Origin of the sequence: Actinomycetospora sp. NBRC 106378, from assembly GCF_030269685.1 — a bacterium.
In the GTDB taxonomy this organism is placed as follows: domain Bacteria; phylum Actinomycetota; class Actinomycetes; order Mycobacteriales; family Pseudonocardiaceae; genus Actinomycetospora.
Genome location: NZ_BSTT01000001.1, coordinates 866,156 through 885,249, shown reverse-complemented (window position 1 = coordinate 885,249; position 19,094 = coordinate 866,156). Strand labels below are relative to the sequence as shown.

The 19,094-nt window shown below is 76.8% G+C and carries 16 protein-coding genes; 7 read left to right on the top strand and 9 right to left on the bottom strand.

Features of this window, described 5'->3' with window-relative positions; all coding sequences use genetic code 11:
* Nucleotides 1-151: 151 nt before the first annotated feature.
* The 3 genes from soxR to QSK00_RS04390 all read right to left on the bottom strand — a co-directional run bounded on the left by soxR (nt 152) and on the right by QSK00_RS04390 (nt 2,444).
* On the bottom strand, nt 152-595 hold the full coding sequence (gene soxR, locus QSK00_RS04400) for a redox-sensitive transcriptional activator SoxR (protein WP_285587883.1): 444 nt from the start codon (nt 593-595) through the stop codon (nt 152-154).
* Nucleotides 596-891: 296 nt separating this feature from the next.
* A complete protein-coding gene (locus tag QSK00_RS04395) occupies nt 892-1,290 on the bottom strand; it encodes a hypothetical protein (RefSeq protein WP_285587882.1) in 399 nt (132 codons plus the stop codon).
* 17 nt (nt 1,291-1,307) lie between these two features.
* Entirely contained in the window at nt 1,308-2,444 is a 1,137-nt protein-coding gene (locus QSK00_RS04390) for a DUF2786 domain-containing protein (protein WP_285587881.1), read from the bottom strand.
* 133 nt (nt 2,445-2,577) lie between these two features.
* Between QSK00_RS04390 and QSK00_RS04385 the strand changes: the two genes are divergently transcribed.
* Complete coding sequence (locus QSK00_RS04385) at nt 2,578-4,479, top strand: hypothetical protein (RefSeq protein WP_285587879.1); 1,902 nt, start codon at nt 2,578-2,580, stop codon at nt 4,477-4,479.
* A 55-nt stretch (nt 4,480-4,534) separates the two neighbouring features.
* Here the strand turns inward: QSK00_RS04385 and QSK00_RS04380 are convergent, their stop codons facing one another.
* The 5 genes from QSK00_RS04380 to QSK00_RS04360 all read right to left on the bottom strand — a co-directional run bounded on the left by QSK00_RS04380 (nt 4,535) and on the right by QSK00_RS04360 (nt 8,320).
* A complete protein-coding gene (locus QSK00_RS04380) occupies nt 4,535-5,317 on the bottom strand; it encodes an EcsC family protein (RefSeq protein WP_285587878.1) in 783 nt (260 codons plus the stop codon).
* A gap of 87 nt (nt 5,318-5,404) precedes the next feature.
* Entirely contained in the window at nt 5,405-6,367 is a 963-nt protein-coding gene (locus QSK00_RS04375; RefSeq protein ID WP_285587877.1) for an EcsC family protein, read from the bottom strand.
* A gap of 20 nt (nt 6,368-6,387) precedes the next feature.
* Nucleotides 6,388-6,900 (bottom strand): uridine kinase family protein, encoded by a 513-nt coding sequence (locus QSK00_RS04370; RefSeq protein WP_285587875.1) that lies wholly within the window; start codon nt 6,898-6,900, stop codon nt 6,388-6,390.
* Nucleotides 6,901-6,987: 87 nt separating this feature from the next.
* Nucleotides 6,988-7,503: a L,D-transpeptidase gene (locus QSK00_RS04365; protein ID WP_285587873.1), complete on the bottom strand. Its 516-nt coding sequence runs from the start codon at nt 7,501-7,503 to the stop codon at nt 6,988-6,990.
* A 400-nt stretch (nt 7,504-7,903) separates the two neighbouring features.
* Complete coding sequence (locus tag QSK00_RS04360) at nt 7,904-8,320, bottom strand: nitroreductase family deazaflavin-dependent oxidoreductase (protein WP_285587872.1); 417 nt, start codon at nt 8,318-8,320, stop codon at nt 7,904-7,906.
* A 17-nt stretch (nt 8,321-8,337) separates the two neighbouring features.
* Here QSK00_RS04360 and QSK00_RS04355 point away from each other — a divergent pair, with 17 nt between their 5' ends.
* From QSK00_RS04355 to QSK00_RS04330, 6 genes are all read left to right on the top strand, one after another.
* Nucleotides 8,338-8,967 carry a hypothetical protein gene (locus QSK00_RS04355; RefSeq protein WP_285587871.1) on the top strand — a complete coding sequence of 210 codons (630 nt, stop codon included), beginning with the start codon at nt 8,338-8,340 and terminating at the stop codon, nt 8,965-8,967.
* Nucleotides 8,968-9,045: 78 nt separating this feature from the next.
* Nucleotides 9,046-9,516, top strand: a complete 471-nt coding sequence (locus QSK00_RS04350) for a hypothetical protein (RefSeq protein WP_285587869.1) — start codon at nt 9,046-9,048, stop codon at nt 9,514-9,516.
* Between the two features lie 51 nt (nt 9,517-9,567).
* The gene (gene recC, locus QSK00_RS04345; protein WP_285587867.1) at nt 9,568-12,834 is read left to right on the top strand and encodes an exodeoxyribonuclease V subunit gamma; all 3,267 of its coding nucleotides are present in this window, start codon (nt 9,568-9,570) and stop codon (nt 12,832-12,834) included.
* A complete protein-coding gene (locus QSK00_RS04340) occupies nt 12,831-16,196 on the top strand; it encodes a UvrD-helicase domain-containing protein (RefSeq protein WP_285587866.1) in 3,366 nt (1,121 codons plus the stop codon). The genes recC and QSK00_RS04340 overlap by 4 nt, the downstream gene beginning before the upstream one ends.
* Nucleotides 16,193-18,031: an exodeoxyribonuclease V subunit alpha gene (gene recD / locus QSK00_RS04335; protein ID WP_285587864.1), complete on the top strand. Its 1,839-nt coding sequence runs from the start codon at nt 16,193-16,195 to the stop codon at nt 18,029-18,031. The genes QSK00_RS04340 and recD overlap by 4 nt, the downstream gene beginning before the upstream one ends.
* Nucleotides 18,032-18,063: 32 nt before the next feature.
* A complete protein-coding gene (locus QSK00_RS04330; RefSeq protein ID WP_285587862.1) occupies nt 18,064-18,327 on the top strand; it encodes a hypothetical protein in 264 nt (87 codons plus the stop codon).
* A 6-nt stretch (nt 18,328-18,333) separates the two neighbouring features.
* On the opposite strand, the gene QSK00_RS04325 is transcribed toward QSK00_RS04330, so the two are convergent.
* A complete protein-coding gene (locus tag QSK00_RS04325) occupies nt 18,334-18,984 on the bottom strand; it encodes a pentapeptide repeat-containing protein (RefSeq protein ID WP_285587971.1) in 651 nt (216 codons plus the stop codon).
* Nucleotides 18,985-19,094: the final 110 nt, after the last annotated feature.

Below are 19,094 nucleotides of genomic sequence, written 5' to 3'. Positions count from 1 at the left end.
ACCGTTCTCATCGATAACGCGATCGCCGCCAGCCTTACCCTTGACCGCAGCGTCCGCTACCAGCGGAACACCAACCTGTCCGCGATGTGCTGAGACTTATCTGTCCAGGATGTGCTGAGACATCACAGGTCGCCACCGCGACCGTTAGTGCTCACGGGCGGAGCACGCGCGGTCCCGGCCCCGCCCCGCCCAACGTGTCGCCCGGGTTCACGAGCTGGCAGCGGTCGATCGACAGGCACCCGCACCCGATGCACCCGGAGAAGTCGTCCCGGAGCTGCTCGAGCCGGCGGATCCGCTCGTCGAGCTCGGTGCGCCACGCGGCGGAGAGCCGTTCCCAGTCGGCGCGCGTGGGGGTGCGGGCGTCCGGCAGCTCGTCGAGCGCCGCGCGGACCTCGGCCAGCGGCACCCCGACCCGCTGGGCGATGCGGATGAACGCCACGCGACGCAGCACGTCGCGACGGAAGCGACGCTGGTTGCCCGTGGTGCGCCGGCTGGAGATCAGGCCCTCGCGCTCGTAGAAGTGCAGCGCCGAGACGGCGACCCCGCTGCGCGCGGCGACCTCGCCGACGGAGAGCTCGCCGTGGCCTGGCGTCATGCCCCCGACCGTGGACCTCGACCAAGGTGCCGGTCAAGGAGAGCCGGTCGGGGAGCCCGGACGGGGGGACCGGACGCACCACACGTCCGGTCCCCCCGGTCCGGCCCGGCCGGGTCGACGGACCCCCCGGTCCCGTTCCCGCCCGGGTCCGCCGCGTGACGGCGGATGTCCCCCGGTGGTGGACGGCGGTTCCCCCTCCGCCCACGGGTGACCCAACGGACGAACCGCCGTCGGAGCACGGTCCGCGACCCGATGTCGCCGGGTCGGGTGAGGGATCCGTGCGGGATAGGTGTCGATCAATGCTGCTCGGCGAGCAGACGGACGGTCGCGAGCGCGGCGTCCTCCGTCGTGGCCCCGGTCGTCGCGGCCCACTCCGACGCGGGAGCCGGTCCGCCCAGGGCGCCCGCGAGTCCGGGCCCGGAGGACGGCTCCAGGTCGGCGAGGACGGCGTCGCACGCCGCCAGGATCTCGGCACGACGGCGGGCGAGGTGCTCGGCGAGGACGCCGCGCAGCTCGGGGAGTGCCTCCTCCCGGCCGTCGGCGAGGTCGGCCGCGGCGCGCCGCAGCAGGGCCTGGAGGGTCGCGGCGGGCAGCCCGCGGCCGGCGTCGTCCCGGGCGGCCGACGCCGGGACGCCGCGCCTGGCGTCCCGCTTGCGCTGCTTGGCCGCGCGCCGCTCGCGGTTGGACAGACCCATGGGAGGAATCGTGGCACCTACTCGTGCAGCGCCTCCCGGCCCACCCGCAGGCTCGCGGCGTCCGCCGCCTCCCGCCCGGCCCGCCAGCCCGCCGCGTTGCCGACGGTGAACCGCTTGGTGGTCAGCCGGGGGAACAGTTCGGCGACCGTCCGCTCCACCACCTCGCCGCGCGCCGCGAGCACCGGCAGCAGGGCGTCGCCGCTCTCCGCGCGGGCAGCCGCCTCCGCCGCCTCGCCGGCCTCCCGGAGCCGCTCCCCGATCCGGGTGGCGTAGGAGAGCAGGAACGCGTGCCGGAACGACCGGGTCCGCGCGCCGCTGCCCGCACCCGTCATCGCCCGCCCGGCCTGCACCAGCAGCGAGGTGGTGAGCAGCTCGACGGTGTCGAGGTCGGTCGGGTGCCCCACGACCGTCACCAGGTCCAGGGCGTCCAGGCTCACCGCACGGCAGCGGTTGGCGGTGGCGACCTGGTGGACGAGCGAGGACTTCGCCGTCGTGTAGGGCGGGTCGAGCCAGAGCCGGCGCACACCCGCCGTCGGGAAGGCCTCCGCGACCCCGGTGACGGCCGCGGCGGCGAGCGCGTGGCGGGCCATCAGCTCCTGGGCCTTGGCCGAGAGGGCCTCGGCCTCCTCGGCGAACGTCGTCGACTCCGCCTTCGCGAGCAGGCCGCGCACCCGGGCGAGGACCTTCGGGTCGATGCCGGAGACGTCGGGCTCCTCGGCGGGCACCTCGGGCAGCGGCGGGAGCGCCAGCATCGTGCCGACCAGGCGGAGCACCGCGTCGAGGGCGTCGACCCCGGGTCGGGCGCGCCAGTCGGCGAGCAGGAGGTCCTCGCGTGGCGTGGTGTCCACCCCCGTGGTCGACCAGGTGGCCGGTCGCCGCGCCGCGTCCGCGGCGACGAGGTCCGCCGCCCGGGCCGCGGCCCCCGCGCCGATCCGGCGTCGGACGACCTCGACGAGGTCCCGCGCGGTCCAGCCCCGGGTCCACAGCGGGTCGACGGCGTCGAGCAGGGCCCGCTCGGCCGCCGCGTCGAGGGCAGCGGCGGGGACCCGCTCGGCGAGGAACACCCGCGCCCCCGCCAGCGCGTCGGGAGTGAGCGGCCCCCGGGACAGCTCGGTGATCAGCGCGGCCGCCACCGCGACCTGGTCTCGGTCCATCGGGCTCCGATCATCGTCGTCACGGGCTCCGACTCCGTGACGTGCCCCCCGGTTCCGACGGATGATGAACTTGGGCCGAATCGCGGACGGCGCTGCGCCGTTGAGTCCTGGGAGGTGGAGCAGGGTGACGGCGATGGCGGAGCGGAGCCGGGCGGGGGACGACGTGCCCGGACCCGGGGAGACCTCCGGGGCAGCGGACCTGGCCGCGCCCACCACCGCGGTGCGCCCTGCCGAGCCGCCGCCCCCGCACCGCACCGTGCTCGACCGTCTCGACGAGGGCCCGCTCGTGGTCACCGGCCTGGACGGCGAGCAGCGGTCCGCGCTGGTCGAGGGCCTGCGCGGCGCCGGCCGCCGGGTCCGCGTCGTCGCCCCGACCCCCGCGCTCGCCCGGGCCTGGCGCGCCGCCCTCGGCGAGGAGCAGCTGCGCTCGCACCGGGTCGCGGCCGGCGTCGTCGGGTCGGTCGAGGAGATCGCCGAACAGCTCGCGGCCACCCCGCAGGACGCCTGGCTGACCGGGCTCCTCGGCCCGGACGACCCGCTCGACCCGCCGACCGCCACCGGGCCGACGCCGCCGCTGGACGCCGCCGACCTCACCGCGCTGCGCCGGCTGCTGGTCGCCGAGCACGGCGTGCCCGGCGTGCCCGGCGAGTCCGGACGGCGCACCCTCGACCCCGCCCGCCGCCACCAGGCGCTGCCGCCGCCCGCCGAGCTGCCGCCGGAACCGCACGTCGAGCAGCTCGCCGCCGAGCTCCTCGACGTCGCCGGGCCCGCCGGGTCCCCGGCCCGCGAGGCGTCCCGCGCGCTGATCGCGGCCCTCGCCTGCCTCCCGCCCGACGCCGCGGTCCTCCTCGGCCCCACGCTCGTCCGCATCGACGCCGCGGTGGTCGCGCTCGGCCGCGGCGGCGAGGACGCGGCGTGGGCCCGGGCGACCATCGACGCCGTGCTCGACGGGCGCGCCGCCCCCGCCTGGACCCGGGCGACCGCCGCGCTCGCGGCCGTCGACCGCGTGCCCGAGCTCGACCGCGGCTCCGGTGCCGCGCAGGTCCGCGTCACCGACGACACCGTCGACCCCGAGGCCGCCGCGGCCACCTTCGACGCCCTCGCCGCCTTCCTGACGGCGGGTGGCTCGCTGCGGCGGATGTTCAAGTCCGACGAGCAGCGCGCCGCCGAGGCCCTGCTGCCCGGCCTGGCCATCAACCGCGTGGACCCGATGTCCGCCGACGGTGCGGCGGCGGTGGCCGACCACCTGCGGCTGCGCCACGTCGAGGCGGCCGTCGCGGCCGCCCTCGCGCCCCTCGGGCGGGTGGTGCGACCCGCCGAGCAGCGGGCGCTGATGGTGCACCGGCTGCTGTCGCTGCGCGAGATCACCCGCCGCATCGCCGACGTGCTCGACGCCGTCGGTGTGCTGCGCGGGCTGCTCGTGGGGCTGCCCGCCGAGGTGCGCCCGTCGACGGACTCGCTGCCCGCCGTCGGCCGGGTCGTCGCGACCGGACGCCGCCTGACCTCCCGCCCCAGCGCCGACCTCGCCCGCCGCGAGCTCGGGGACGTCGTCGCCCGCCTGCAGGACGGTCGGCTGCCCGCGGAGCAGGCGCCGGAGCTGCGGGCGACGATCGCCGCCCTGCTGCGCCTCGACGTCGAGGGCTACGCGGAGGCGGCCGACGCGGTCGACGAGGCCCGCTCCGAGCAACGCGACCTCCGGCGCTCCGACGCCCTCGCCGCCCGCCTCGCGGAGTGGCCGGCGCTGCTCGAGGCCCTCGACGCCGACACCTCCGACGCCACCTGGGTCCCGCGCGAGGGCCGTTGGTCGCAGGCCTGGTCGGCCCGTCGGGCCACCGCGTGGCTCGCCCGCCAGGAGCCCGTGGACTCGGTGGTGACGGTGCCGGCGCTGCTCGGCGACGAGGACGTCGACCTGCTGGTGGTCGGACCGGTGCGCGACGACCTCCCGCCGGGGTTCACGCTCCCCGAGCGCGTCGTCGACATCCCCGGTCCCGACGACGGGTCGCGGCTGCTGGTGGTGCCGACCCGCCCGGCGTGAGGGGCCCCGTGCCACGAGAACGCTCGGATCCTCCCCGCACGACCGGAGGGGATGCCTACGCGACCGCCACCGACCTGTCGTCGGGAAGGGCGTACTTCTCGCGGAGGAACCGCTCGGTGTAGAGGTGCTCGGCGGCCTCCAGGACCTGCCCGACCTGGCGGGCTGAGAGCCACACGCCGAGGCCGATCCCGATCGCCGGGAGCGGGCGCACGACGACCGGTGGGGTCGGCGCGAGTCCGGCCGCGAGGACGGCGAGGGCGAACTCGCGCTCGGAGGGCTCGGCGCAGTCGTAGCCGTAGTGCGCCGCGACGCGGGCGACGGCGCGGGCGCAGGTCGCGGTGGTCAGCACGGTGTCGAGGGCCAGGGCGGCGACCCCCGCCACCACTCCGGTCGCGGCGCTCGACGCCCCGGCCGCGGCTCCTGCCGCCGCTCCGCTCAGACCGCCGCGCAGCCCGGCGGCCGCCACGTGCACCCGGGCGAGGGAGCCGCGGACGGCGCGGAGGTCCTCGACGTCGAGCCGGCCCAGCTCGGTCAGGGCGGTGACCTCGTGCCCGGCCTCGGCCAGCAGCGCGAGGACCCGGTCGGCCCGGCCGGCGGTCCACCAGCCCAGCGCGAGCCCGGCGTCGCGCAGCGGCTCGCCGACGACACCGACCACGGCGGTCTCGACGACCTGGTCGACCAGGCCGGCGCCGGGCACGTGCCGCAGCCCGGTCACGACCCACGAGCCGAGGCGGCCCCACCACCCCGGCCCGGCGTCGGTGCGTGACCGCCAGCGCTGCGCCGCGTCCCACGCGCGCGCATCCCCGGCGGACATGGCGCCGGCCCTCTCGACGGTCACGGACGCGACGGTAGGGAGGCCGGTGGGACTCGCCGTGGAGGACACGTGGACGGCGGATGAACCGGCGGCGACGCCGAGGGAGGCGGACTAGCCGACGGTCACCCAGTCGGGCGGATCCTCGGCGAACGGCACGTCGTACTTCTCGTGCAGGAAGCGCTCGCGGTAGAGGTGCTCGGCGGCGTCGACCACCCGTCCGAGCAGCCGGGCCGAGAGCACCGCGCCGATGCCGATCCCGGCGACGGGGACGAGCTGTGCGAGTTCCCGCTGGCCGATCTGGGAGAGCAGGCGCTGGTGCACGGCGGCCGCGAGACGGCGCAGCTGGCGCTGGCGGCGCTTCTTCTTGACGCCCTCGGCGGCCTGGCTGATCAGGCCGGAGACCTCCTCGTAGGCGCCCGGGGCGTCCGCCTCGCTGGACAGGCCGACGGCGAGGACCGCGAGCGCGAGGACCTGCTCGGAGCGCTTGGTGACGTCGTAGCCGTAGTAGGCCCCGACGTGCGCGACCGCGCGGGTGCAGGTGGCCACCGTGAGCAGCGCGTCCCCGGTCAACGAGGCGGCGATGACGGCCACGCCCGGCAGCCCGCCGATCCCGAGCAGGGACGCCCCGCCGGTGATCGCGGTGGCCCCGGACGTGAGCAGCAGCGAGGTGGTGCCGCCCTGGACCGCCGCGAACGCGGGGTAGGCGAGGTCGAGGCGGGGCATCGCGGCCTGCACGTCGGTGACCTCGAGCCGGCGGATGTCCTTGAAGTCGGTCACGTCGTGCCCGAGGCCCCGGTAGCGGGCGAACACCGCGTCCCGGCGCACCGTCGCCGCCCCGGCGCCGGCGCCCGCCGCGGCGAGCTGGTGCAGGACGTCGTGCACCCCGTCGTCGACCTGCTGGATGCCGGGGACCCGACGGAGGCCGGACTGCACGAGCGCGCGGATCTCCCCGACCGAGTCCCGCAGCGGCGAGAGCAGCGGGCTCGTCGAGGTGACGCGTTCCTTCCACTCCTGCACCTCACGCCACTGGTCGGCGTCGGTGACCGGAGCGGCTTCCGTGGTCTCGGCCGTCACGTCACGGACGGTACCCATTTTCATGGTCGAGCTCCGCTCCGCGGCGTCTCCCACCTCCCGCCGTCGTGCGTCACGACGACGTCCACGGCGTCCCGGGTGCCCTCGCTCGCCGCGAGCGCCTGCTCCTGGGCCTCGAAGGCCGCCCGGTGCGGCGCGTAGGTCGCCCAGTCGTCCCGCTCGCGCAGGCGCGCGTCCCGGTCCGCGGCCGGGGTGTCGACCCAGACCGACAGCGACGCGGCGTCGCGCAACGGCCGGGCGGCCGCCCCGACGCCCTCGAGGACGAGCAGCCCGGACACGACCCGTCGTCGTGCCGGGGCGACCTCGCCGCGCCGCCAGTCCCACGGGGCCACCTCGGGCGTCGCGCCCCGCCGCAGTGGCTCGAGGAGCTGCTCGGCGGCCCGTCCCGGTCCGGCGGCGAGCCCGTCCCAGCCGAGGTAGAAGGCCTCGATCGACTGCACCGTGACCGACGGGTCGGCGCGCCGGAGCTCCCGGGCGAGGGTCGTCTTCCCGGCCCCGGAGAAGCCGTCGATCACGACGACGACGGTGGTCCCGACCCGGCGTCCGGACCCGCGGGCCCGGGCGAGGAGGTCGGCCGCGGTGATCGTCTCGATGCGGCGACCCTAGAAGACCGTGACCCCGTCGCCGGCGCGCAAGTGGTCGAAGAACGTCGTCGCGTCGGCGGCGGAGAGGTGGATGCACCCGTTCGAGGACGTCGTCAGGCTTCCCTCGTGGAAGGCGATCCCGCCCTTGGCGAAGTAGACGGCGTGGTGCATGGGCTCGTCGAACTCGGAGCTGAACGCGTTCGCGTCCTTCCACAGCACGTGGAACGAGCCGGTGGGCGTCGCCGACGACGTCGGCCCCGGCGGGCGCAGGAACGTCTCCGCGCCGGGCAGCATCGGGACGGGTCCCTCGGTCACCTTCCCGTCGCGCTGCAGCCACGCCTTGCGCGCGACCAGGTCGACGCAGGCGCTGGAGGTGGCGGGGCAGCGGGCGAGCTCCGCGGGGGTCACGACGGCGGGTGCGGGCGGCGGGGCGGCGACGGGCGCCGCCACCGGGGCGGTGGGCGCCGTCGCCGCGGCCGTGGGGGCCGGTGCGGTGGCGCGGTGGTCGGCGAGCATCGCGAGCACCGCACCCATCGCCAGCAGCACCCCGAGCGCGACCAGCGCGACCGGGAAGGTCCGCCGCCGGCGAGCCGGACCGGCCGATCGCCCCCCGGTCGGCGTGCTCCGTCGCCCGGTGGGGAACCGGTTCTCGCCGGTCGCGGGACGGCGCGGGGCGGGGGCGCGTCGGACCGCGGGGTCCGCCGCACGGCTGCGGGGCGGGCGTCCGACCGGCCGCGGCTCGAGGACCGGTGGCCGGGCCGGGGAGCGGTGGCTCCGGACGCGTGTCCGGGCGGAGTGGCGGGAGGCGATGGTGCGACTCCTTCTCTCCACGACGACCGGGCGTGACCACGGTAGCCACGCCCCGTGCCGTCACCCGGCGCGGGTCCTCGGGCTGCCCCTCGATCGGGGGGACGAAAACCCCAGCTCGGGACGTTCAGCGGCGTTCGAGCAGCATCACGGGGATCGTGCGGCTCGTCTTCGCCTCGTAGTCGGCGAATCCGGGGTAGCGCTGCTTCTGCGTCTCCCACACCGGGTCGCGTTCCTCGGCGGGCAGTTCCCGGGCGCGGACGGGCACGGTGTCGACGGTGTCGCCGTCGCCCACCTCGACCGAGACGTCCGGGTGCGCGAGCAGGTTGTGGTACCAGTCGGGGTTGTCGGGTGCGCCCGCCTTCGAGGCGAACACCGCGTAGGCGTCCCCCACCTGCTGGTACATCATCGGGCTGAGGCGGTCCGCCCCGCTGCGCCGCCCGACGTGGTGCAGCAGCAGGAGCGGGGCACCCTCGAACTGTCCGCCGACCCGGCCGCCGTGGGAACGGAACTCCTCGATGACCTGCTGGTTCCAGTCGCTCATGGCCCCATCCTGGACCCGTGGCTGAGGTCCGCGCGGGCGAGGTCGACCCGGTGCTGCTCGCCGAGTTCGGCGCGCTGGAACTCTGGACCGCGACCGTGACCCCGGTGCGCGCCGCCGCCCGGGCGGGCCGGGACCGGCTGGGGCGGCTGTCCGGGTCCTTCCACGCCGCGGAGCGCATCCGCGAGCGCGGCGGACGGCTGCTCGACGTCGCCTACCCGACCTTCGAGCGGCAGACCGGGCTCGACCCGACCGTGCCGCCCACGGCGCTGGAGCGCGACGCCCGGGAGGTGGTCGTGACCGGGGCGCTGGCGTCGACCCACCCGGTCGACGACGTCCGGCTGGCGGTGCTCGCCGAGGTCGGCGTCCCGCTGACCGCGCTCGACGCGACGGCGACCACCGGGCCGTGGCGGCTCACCGCCACGCACGGCGAGCCCTACCGGGACGGCACGCCGACCAGCTCCGGCGACCTCGTCGTGGCCGACGCGGTCGGGCCGGTGGCACCCGTCGTCGGGGACCCGCCGCGTCGGCTGGCGGCGGGCCCGAAGGCGCGGCAGGTGGTGCTGTGCGCCGTGCGCGTGCCCGGGGTGGCGAGCTGGGAGGTCAGCGAGGCGGTCTGGCGGGCGGCGAACTACCTGGCGGGGACCTGATCCGGCGGGGACCTGATCTGGCGTGTCGCGCGCGGGTCGCGCACACTCACCGGGTCCTCACGTCAGAGAGGGGTCGTCGTGACGTCCACCGAACCGCGCCCCGACCTCGCGCTCGCGATCCTCGACGCGCCGGAGACGGTCGCGTCCCGCCGCGGTCTGCGCGACCAGGTCGCGATGCTGCAGGAGCGCCTGCGCCGGACCCTGGAGGTCGACTGGGCGCCCGAGGTGCTCGCGGCGGCCGCCGTCGTGCCGGTCGCGGAGCGCCCCCGGCTGCTCGACCTGGGCGAGCTGGAACGGGTCCGCGACGACCTCGTCGCCTCGCTCGACGCGGTCCGCGTGGCCGTGCTCGCCCGGCGTGAGCGGCACCTGGCGAACCGGGCCCTCCTCGAGCGGATGTTCGACGACCCCGACGCGCACCGCGGCGTCCGCCTCACCACCGACGACCTCGGCCTGCCCGGCTGCTGCCGCTGGCAGGTGTCGCCGGTGCTCGGCGTGGTGGGGCGGCTGGCGGGCTGGTGGCGGGTGAAGGTGTCCTCCGGCTGCCCTTGACGTCGGAGGCACCTCCGAGGCTGTCGGAGGGCGCGGCTAGCGTGCCGGGGCATGGCGCTCCACGTCCACCGCGCCGAACGGGCGGACACCCTCGCGGAGGCGCTGGCGGCCGTCCTCGCCACCCCGCCGGAGGATCCGTTCGCCCCGGACGTGGTCGCGGTGCCCACGCGCGGCGTCGAGCGCTGGCTCGCGCAGCGCCTCTCCCACCACCTCGGCGCCGGCACGGGTGACGACGGGGTCTGCGCCCACGTGCGCTTCCCCCCGCCCCGGGAGCTGGTGCGGTCGGCCCGGGGGCTTCCCGGCGACGGCGCCTGGCGTCCCGAGCGGCTCGTCTGGCCGCTGCTGGAGACGATCGACGCCTGCGCCGGCGAGCCCTGGCTGGCGCCGCTGGACACCTACCTCGGGGTCGTGGGCGACGCCACCGGTACCCGGGCCGGCCGACGGTTCGCCGCGGCTCGCCACCTCGCGCGGCTCGTCGACGCGTACGCCGAGGACCGGCCGGCCATGGTGCGGGCCTGGGCGGCGAAGGACGACGAGGACGTCCCGCCCGACCTGCGCTGGCAGCCCGAGCTGTTCCGCCGCCTCCGCGAGCGCCTCGGTGAGCCGAACCCGGCCGAGACGCTGCCCGGCGGGGTCACCGGGGCCGACCTGCCCGCCCGCGTCTCGGTCTTCGGGCCGACCCGGCTCTCCACCACCGAGCTCGCGGTCCTCGACGCGCTCGCGGCCGACCGCGAGGTCCACCTCTGGCTGCCCCACCCCTCGCCCGCTCTCTGGGAGGCGGTGCGGGGGACGGGCCCGGTGGTGCGTCGACGGGAGGACCCGAGCGCCGACGCGGCCGCGCACCCGCTGCTGCGCTCCCTCGCCCGGGACGCCCGCGAGCTGCAGCTCCGGCTGCCGGGCGGCGTGCACGAGGTCCACCACCCGGCGTCGGGACGGCCCCCGACGACGCTGCTCGAGCAGCTCCAGGACGACCTGCGCCACGACCGGGCCCCGGAGCCGGTCGACCTCCCGCCGGACGAGAGCGTCGTCGTCCACTCCTGCCACGGGCCCGACCGGCAGGTCGAGGTGCTCCGCGAGGCGGTCCTCGGCCTGCTCGCCGACGACCCGACGCTGGAGCCGCGGGACATCGTCGTGATGTGTCCCGACGTCGAGACGTTCGCGCCGCTGATCACGGCGGCCTTCGGCGGGGACGACGCGGGCACCGCGCATCCCGGGCACCGGCTCCAGGTCCGCGTGGCCGACCGGGCGCTCACCCAGGTCAACCCGGTGCTCGGCGTGCTCGGCACGGTGCTCGACCTCGCGGACGCCCGGCTCACCGCGAGCGAGCTGCTCGACCTCGCGGAGAGCGAGCCCGTCCGACGCCGCTTCCGGTTCGACGCGGACGACCTCGAACGGCTGCGGGTCCTCGTCGCGCGGGCCGGGGTGCGCTGGGGGCTCGACCGCACCCACCGGGCCGACTACAAGCTCGGCCGGGTCGGCGAGAACACGTGGGAGGCGGGCCTGGACCGGCTGCTCGTCGGGGTCGCCATGTCCGGCGACGAGCAGGTGTGGCTGGACTCCGCGCTGCCGCTGGACGAGGTCGACTCCCGCGACGCGGACCTGGTCGGGCGCCTCGCCGAGCTGGTCGACCGGGTGTCCGAGGTGCTCGACCGGCTGCGCGGCGGGGAGCAGCGGCTGGACGTGTGGCTCGACGCGCTGACGCTCGCCCTCGACGCGCTGACCGCCACCGTCCCGGCCGACGTGTGGCAGCTGACCCAGGCCCGGGCGGTGCTCGCCGAGGTGCGCGACACCGCGTCCTCGGCCGACCCGCCGGTCCTCACGCTGCACGACGTCCGGGCCGTGCTCGCCGACCACCTCGCCGGGCGCCCGACCCGGGCGAACTTCCGCACCGGGACGCTCACGGTCGCCACGCTGCTGCCGATGCGCAGCGTCCCGCACCGGGTCGTGTGCCTGCTCGGGCTCGACGACCAGGTGTTCCCCCGCGAGCGCGCCACCGACGGCGACGACGTCCTCGCGCGCGACCCGCACGTCGGCGAGCGCGACGCGGCCGCGGAGGACCGTCAGCTCTTCCTCGACGCCCTCCTGGCGGCCACCGAGCGGCTTGTCGTCGTGCACTCCGGCGCCGACGAACGCACCGGCGCGCCACGCCCACCGGCCGTCCCGGTCGGTGAGCTGCTCGACACCCTCGACGCGACGGCGACGGTGGGTGGCCGCCCCGCGCGCGAGCACGTCGTGCGCCGCCACCCGCTGCAGCCCTTCGCGCCCCGCAACTTCCGGACGACGGATGCCGGGCGCCCCTTCAGCTTCGACGCCGGGGCGCTGGACGGGGCGCGCTCGCTGGTCTCCGGGCGCCGCAGCCGCCCGGTGTTCCTGGAGGGCCCGCTCCCCGCCCGCCCCGGTCCGGAGGTGGACCTCGCCGACCTCGTGAAGTTCGTCGAACACCCGGTGCGGGCCTTCCTGCGCCAGCGGCTCTCGCTCGTCGCCCGCGGCGAGGAGGAGGAACCCGACGAGGCCCTCCCCGTGGCGCCGGACTCCCTCGCGACGTGGGCGATCGGGGAGCGGCTGCTCGCCGACCGCCTCGCGGGCCACGACGTCACCGCGTGCATGGAGGCCGAACGACGGCGCGGCACGCTCCCGCCGGGGGCGCTCGGCGTGGCGCTGCTGCGTCGGGTCGGGAAGCAGGCCGAGGCCATCAAGCAGGTCGCCGACCCGCTCTGGGCCGAGCCGGCCCGCGACCTCACCGTCACGGTCCCGCTCGACGACGGGACCACGGTGGTCGGCACCGTGTCGGGCGTCCGCGGGTCGACGCTCGCCGCCGTGAGCTTCTCGCGGCTCGCCGCCAAGCACCGCGCCGCGACGTGGGTGCAGCTGCTCGCCCTCGCCGCCGCCCATCCCGACCGGGCGTGGTCGGCCGCCACCGTCGGCAAGGGCGGGCGCGACGAGCCGACCGCGCGCGCCGACGTCACGGGCCTCGACGCCGCGCACGCCCGGGCCGTCCTCGCCGACCTCGTCGCTCTCCGGGCGGAGGGCCTGCGCGAGCCGTTGCCCCTGTTCGCGAAGGTCTCCGAGCGCTACGTCTCCGACCGTCCGCGCCGCACCACGAAGCAGGCGTTCGACGCGGCGCGGCGCGAGTGGTCGTCGCGCTGGGGCGAGGCGACCGACCCGGCGCACGTCCTGGTCTGGGGACGCGACCGGACCCTCGACGACGTGGCGGGTCCCGCCGGGGACGTCGAGTCGACGCGGTTCGGGGAGCTCGCGGTGCGGTTCTGGCGTCCGCTGCGCGAGGCCGAGCGCGGGCAGGAGGACCACTACCGATGACCGCGACGACGACGGCCGTGGCGTCCTTCGACGTGCTCGGGGCGCTGCCCACGGGCACCACCGTGCTCGAGGCGAGCGCGGGGACCGGCAAGACGTACACGATCGCCGCGCTGGCGGCCCGCTACGTCGCGGAGGGCCACGCGGAGCTCGACCAGCTCATGCTCGTGACGTTCGGCCGCGAGGCGACCCGTGAGCTGCGGGAACGCGTCCGGGAGCGGTTCGTCGCGGTGGAGCGGGCGCTGCGCGCCGATGCGACGCCGACCGATCCGGTGACCGCCCTGATCGTCGGGGTGGACGACGCCGAGCGGTCCCGACGGCGCCGGCGGCTCGCCCACGCGCTGGCCCACTTCGACACCGCGACGATCGCCACCACCCACCAGTTCTGCCAGGACATGCTCGCCGGGCTCGGCGTCGCGGGCGACACCGACGCCGACGCGGTGTTCGTGGAGTCGATCGACGACGTGGTCACCGAGGTGGTCGACGACTTCTACGTCCGCGCCTACGCCCCCGACACCGCCGGGCCGCCGCCCTTCGACCACGCGACGGCCCTGGTCCTCGGGCGGGCGGCGATCAGCGACCCCACGGCGGTGCTGGCTCCCGCGCCGGGCGAGGCCACCGGAGCCGCCGACGCCCGGGCGCGGTTCGCGGCGGCGGTGCGCGCGGAGGTCGAGCGGCGCAAGCGCAGCCGGCGCCTGTTCACCTTCGACGACATGCTGACCCGGCTGCACGCCGCGCTCACCGACCCGACCCTCGGCGAGGCGGCCCGCGCGCGGCTGCGGGAGCGCTACCGCGTGGTGCTGGTCGACGAGTTCCAGGACACCGACCCGATGCAGTGGGACATCCTGCGGGCCGCGTTCCACGGGCACTGCCTGCTCACCGTGATCGGCGACCCGAAGCAGGCGATCTACGCCTTCCGCGGGGCCGACGTCGTCAGCTACCTCGCCGCCGCCGACTCCGCCGGGACGCGGGCCACCCTCGCGACCAACCACCGCAGCGACGCCGGCCTGCTCACCGCGCTCGACCGGGTGTTCGCCGGCGCCGCGCTGGGCGACGACCGGATCGTCGTGCGGCCGGTCGGCGCCGCCCACCCGGGGTCGAGGCTCGCCGGTGCCCCCGACGACACGCCGTTCCGGCTCCGGGTCCTGCCGCGGGCCGGGCTCCGCGCGAACTGGAGGACCGGGCTGCCCGAGATCGGCCCGGTGCGCGAGGCGGTCGTCGACGACCTCGTCGCCGACCTGACCGCGCTGCTCGCCGCCGACTCCTCCTGGGACGGCCGCTCCTTCTCACCCGGCGACGTCGCGGTGCTCGTCCGGACGAACGCGCAGGCCGACCAGGTCCGCGAGGCGCTCGCCGGCGTCGGGGTGCCCGCGGTCCTCGCCGGCGCCGCGAGCGTCTTCTCCACGTCGGCGGCGCGCGAGTGGCTGGCGCTGCTGGAGGCCCTCGAGCAGCCCGGCCGGGCCATCCGCGTCCGCGCGGCGGCGCTCACCTGCTTCGTGGGCACGCGCGCCGCCGACCTCGACACCGACGGCTGGACGGGCGCGAACGCCGCCCAGCTCGCCGAGGTCGGGGAGCACCTGCGCCGGTGGGGCGCCGTGCTGCGCGACCGCGGGGTGGCGGCCCTGCTCGAGGCGATCTCGACCACCACCGACCTCACGAGGCGGGTGCTCGGCACCGTGGGCGGCGAACGGCTGCTGACCGACGTCCGGCACGTCGGGCAGGTGCTGCACGCCCAGGCGTCGGCGGGGCGGCTCGGGGTCGTGGCGGTCACCGAGTGGCTGCGGCTGCGGATCGTCGAGGCGGAGCAGCGGCGCGCGGACGCCCGGCCGGAGCGGACCCGCCGTCTGGAATCGGACGCGGACGCCGTGCAGATCCTCACCGTCCACAAGTGCAAGGGCCTCGAGTTCCCCGTCGTGTACGTACCCTTCGGGTGGGACCGCTGGGTGAAGGAGACCCCCGACGAGGTCCTGCACCACGACGCCGCGGGCCGGCGGATCCGGGCGGTCGGCGGCCCCACGGAGGGCGCGGCGTGGCACGAGCACTGCCGCGCGCACCGCCACGAGGACGACGGCGAGGACCTCCGCCTGCTCTACGTCGCCCTCACCCGGGCCCGCAGCCAGGTGGTCGCGTGGTGGGCGCCGTCGGTGCACACGGCAGCGTCCGCGCTGAACCGGCTGCTGCGCAGCCCGGGACGCGGTCCGGGCCGGGAGCCGGACGCGATGGTGACCCTGGCCGACGACGCCGCCGTGCTCGGCGAGCTCACCGCGCTCGCGGGCCCCGACCTCGCCGTCGAACCCGTCGTGAAGCGCTCCCCGTTGCCGTACGTGCCCCCGGCCGAGGAGCACGGCACCCTGCGCGTCGCCCACTTCGACCGGGAGCTCGACCTCGCGTGGCGGCGCTCGTCGTACTCGTCGCTGACCGCCGACGCCCACGCCGCGCACGTGGCCGCGACCGCGACCTCCGAGCCCGAGGAGCAGGCGCTGGACGACGAGGCCGAGCTGGAGGTCGCCGCCGCGACCGGCCCCGGCGTGCCGTCGCCGATGGCGGACCTGCCCGTCGGACCCGCCTTCGGCGTGCTCGTGCACACCGTGCTGGAGACCGTGGACACCTCGACCGGCGAGTTCGGCCCCGCCCTCACCGAGGCGGCGGCCGAAGCCCTGGCTCGCCGTCCGGTCGCGGGCGTCGGGGCGGCGGAGCTCGCCGTGGCGCTGGAACCGGTCCTGCGCACGCCGGTCGGCACGGCGTCCACCGGCGCCTGGACCTACGGCGACGTGGTCCCGTCCGACCGGCTCGTCGAGCTCGACTTCGAGCTGCCGCTCGCGGGCGGCGACCACCCGCGCGCGACCACGGTGACCCTCGGTGGGGCCGCGGCCCTGCTGCGGGCCCACCTCCCGGGCGACGACCCGCTCGCCGACTACGCGGACGTGCTCGAGGGCCTCTCCGGCCAGGTGCTGCGGGGCTACCTGACCGGCAGCATCGACGCGGTCCTGCGCGACCCCGACGGCCGCTTCGTGATCGTCGACCACAAGACGAACTGGCTCGGGCCCGTCGCGACGACGGGGGTGCCCGATCCGCTCACCACCGCGCACTACGGGCCCGAGCAGATGCGCGGCGCGATGATCGCGGCGCACTACCCGCTGCAGGCGATGCTCTACGGCGTGGCGCTGCACCGCTTCCTGCGCTGGCGGGTGCGCGGCTACACGCCCGAGGAGCACCTCGGCGGCGTCGCCTATCTGTTCCTGCGCGGCATGTGCGGCCCCGACACCCCGGTGGTGGACGGCACGACGTGCGGCGTCTTCCGGTGGTGGCCGCCCCCGTCGTTGGTGGTGGCGCTGTCGGAGCTGTTGGCGGGGGAGGGTTCATGACGGTGGATCTGGCGGCCGAGGAGGGCGTGCGGTACGCCGTGCGGGCCACGGGGCTGCTCGCGACCTTCACCGCGCGCGGCGTCCTCGCGCCGGCCGACACCGCGGTCGCGCGGCGCCTCGGTCGGCTCGGTCGGGAGGACGACGAGGAGGTGCTGCTCGCCGCCGCCCTCACGGTCCGGGCGCTGCGGGGCGGATCGGTGTGCCTGGACCTGGGCGACGTCGACCGGGTCGTCCTCACCGACGACGGCACCCTCGACGACACCTCCGACCTGCCCTGGCCCGCCGATCCCACGGCCTGGGCCGCACGCCTGGCGGCCAGCCCGCTGACCCGTGCGGGCGGTCCGCTGCGGCTCGACGACGGGCTGCTCTGGCTCGACCGCTACCGCCGCCAGGAGGACGAGGTCCACGCGAGCCTCACCGCCCGCGCCACGGCCTCCCCACCCGTCGTCGACCCGGAGCGGCTCCGCGCGGCGCTCGACCGGCTCTTCGTCGGCGCGGCCGCGGACGACCGGCAGCGGCTCGCGTGTGCGGTGGCGACGCTGCGGTGGACCTCCGTGATCGCGGGCGGCCCGGGCACGGGCAAGACCACGACGGTGTCCCGCCTGCTCGCGGTGCTGCGCGACCAGGACCCGACGTGCCGGATCGCGCTCGCCGCGCCCACCGGCAAGGCGGCGGCCCGGCTCGGCGAGGCGGTCGCGGCCGAGGCGCTCCCGGCGGACGACCGCGTCCGGGTCGGGGACGTGGAGGCCTCGACGATCCACCGGCTGCTGGGTTCCAAGCCCGACACGTCGTCGCGCTTCCGGCACGACCGGCACCGGAGGCTGCCCCACGACGTGGTGATCGTCGACGAGACGTCGATGGTGTCGCTGACCCTGATGGCACGCCTGCTGGAGGCGGTGCGCGACGACGCCCGGGTGGTCCTGGTCGGTGACCCCGACCAGCTGGCGCCGGTCGAGGCCGGCGCCGTGCTCGGCGACCTCGTGTCCGCCCCCGAGCTCGGCGAGCCCCGTCCGTCCCCGACCGAGCTCGAGGCGGTCGGTTGCACCGCCCGTCCCGCGGCGAACGGGGTCGTCCGGCTCGACCGGAACTACCGCAACAACGCCGACATCGCCGCCCTCGCGCTCGCGATCCGGCAGGGGGAGGCGGACGCCGCGGTGGCGTGCCTGCGCGACGCCCCGTCGCTGGAGTTCGTGGAGGCCACCGACCTCACCGACCGGGAGCCCGCCGGGCTGGAGGGCCTGCGGGCGGAGATCGTCGACGGTGCCCGCGAGGTCGCCGCGGCGGCCCGCGAGGGCGACGCGGCCCGGGCGCTGTTCGCCGGGGAGGAGCACCGGCTGCTGTGCGCCCACCGGCGCGGGCCCTACGGCGTCGCCCGCTGGGCCGCCCAGGTCGACCGGTGGCTCGACGAGGACGGCGGGGTCGACGCCGACCGCGAGGCCGGAGCCGTGTGGTGGCCCGGCCGCCCGCTGTTGGTCACGGAGAACGACTACGACCTGGGCCTCTACAACGGCGACACCGGGGTGATCGTGGCGCGCGGCAGCCGCACCGTGGCCGTCTTCGGTCGTGGCGACGTCCCCGTGGAGCGGTCGCCGGCCCTGCTCGGCGACGTGGCGACGGTGAACGCGATGACCGTGCACCGGGCCCAGGGCAGCCAGTACACGAAGGTGACCGTGCTGCTCCCCCCGCCGGAGTCCCCGCTGCTCACCCGCGAGCTGCTCTACACCGCGGTCACCCGGGCGCGGGACCGCGTGCGGGTGGTCGGCTCGGCCGAATCGGTGCGCGCCGCGGTCGGGCGACCGATCTCACGGGCGTCGGGCTTCGCACGTCACCGGTGACCACGGCGGGCCGTCCGGGTATAAGAGCAGCCATGGACCCCGCCCTGGCCCGGAATCCCGCCGCTGCGCCCGACTCGTCGCCCGAGAAGCAGAGCGAGCTGAAGCTCAACGTCGGGATCGGCATCATCGGCACGCTCCTGTCGCTCTTCAGCGCGATCATCTTCTTCACACCGGTCGACGAGCCGATCCTGTCGATCGTCTTCCTCGTGGTCACGATCGTCGCGGCCGCGGTGACCTTCCGCTTCTACGGCCGGCTGAAGAAGGCGCGCGCCACCTCGTCCGGGTCCTCGCACTAGGACACGTCAGGCGACGACGAGGCCGAGGGCGCGGCACACCGCCGCGGCCTGGGCCTCGCTGATGATCGCGCCGCGCAGGGTGCGCGGGCTGTCGTCGGAGAGGCCGCCGAGGTCGGTGCCCCGCAGGTCGGCGCCGGTCAGTCGGGTGTGGCCGAGGTCGACGTCGCGGAGCACGCAGTCGGTCAGCACGGCGTCGCGGAGGTCGGCGCCGCGCAGGTCGGCCTCGGAGAGGTCCACGCCGCGCAGGTGCGCACCCCGCCACGGCACGTCCTGCAGGTTCGCCAGACCGAGGTTGCACCCGTCGAGGCGGTAGGAGACGGCGAGTCCGCGCACCCCGGACAGGTCCGCGCCGATCATGCGGCAGTCGGCGAACCGGGTCTCGGTCAGCAGCGCCCCGGTCAGACGGATCCGGGAGAGGTCGACGGCCTCGAACGTCGCGTCGGTGAGGTCGGCGTCGACGAGGATCGCGCCGGCCAGCGACCCGCCGCGCACCGTCACCGCGTCCAGCGTCGCGCCCCGCAGGTCGGCGCCCGGCAGGCGGCACGCCTCGAGCGTGATCCCCGACAGGTCGAGCCCGTGCAGGTCCGGCTCCTCGGCCACGACGTCACGGACCGTCCCGCCCTCGGCCAGCAGGGCGCGCACCTCGGCGCCGGTCATCTCCGCCACGCGGGTCATCGTCCACCGGCGGCTCGCCACGGCGTGGAGCCCACCCCTCGGCCGGCCGCGAGGGTGACGTGGGGCAGGTTCGGGCGGCCGCGGGCGTGCCT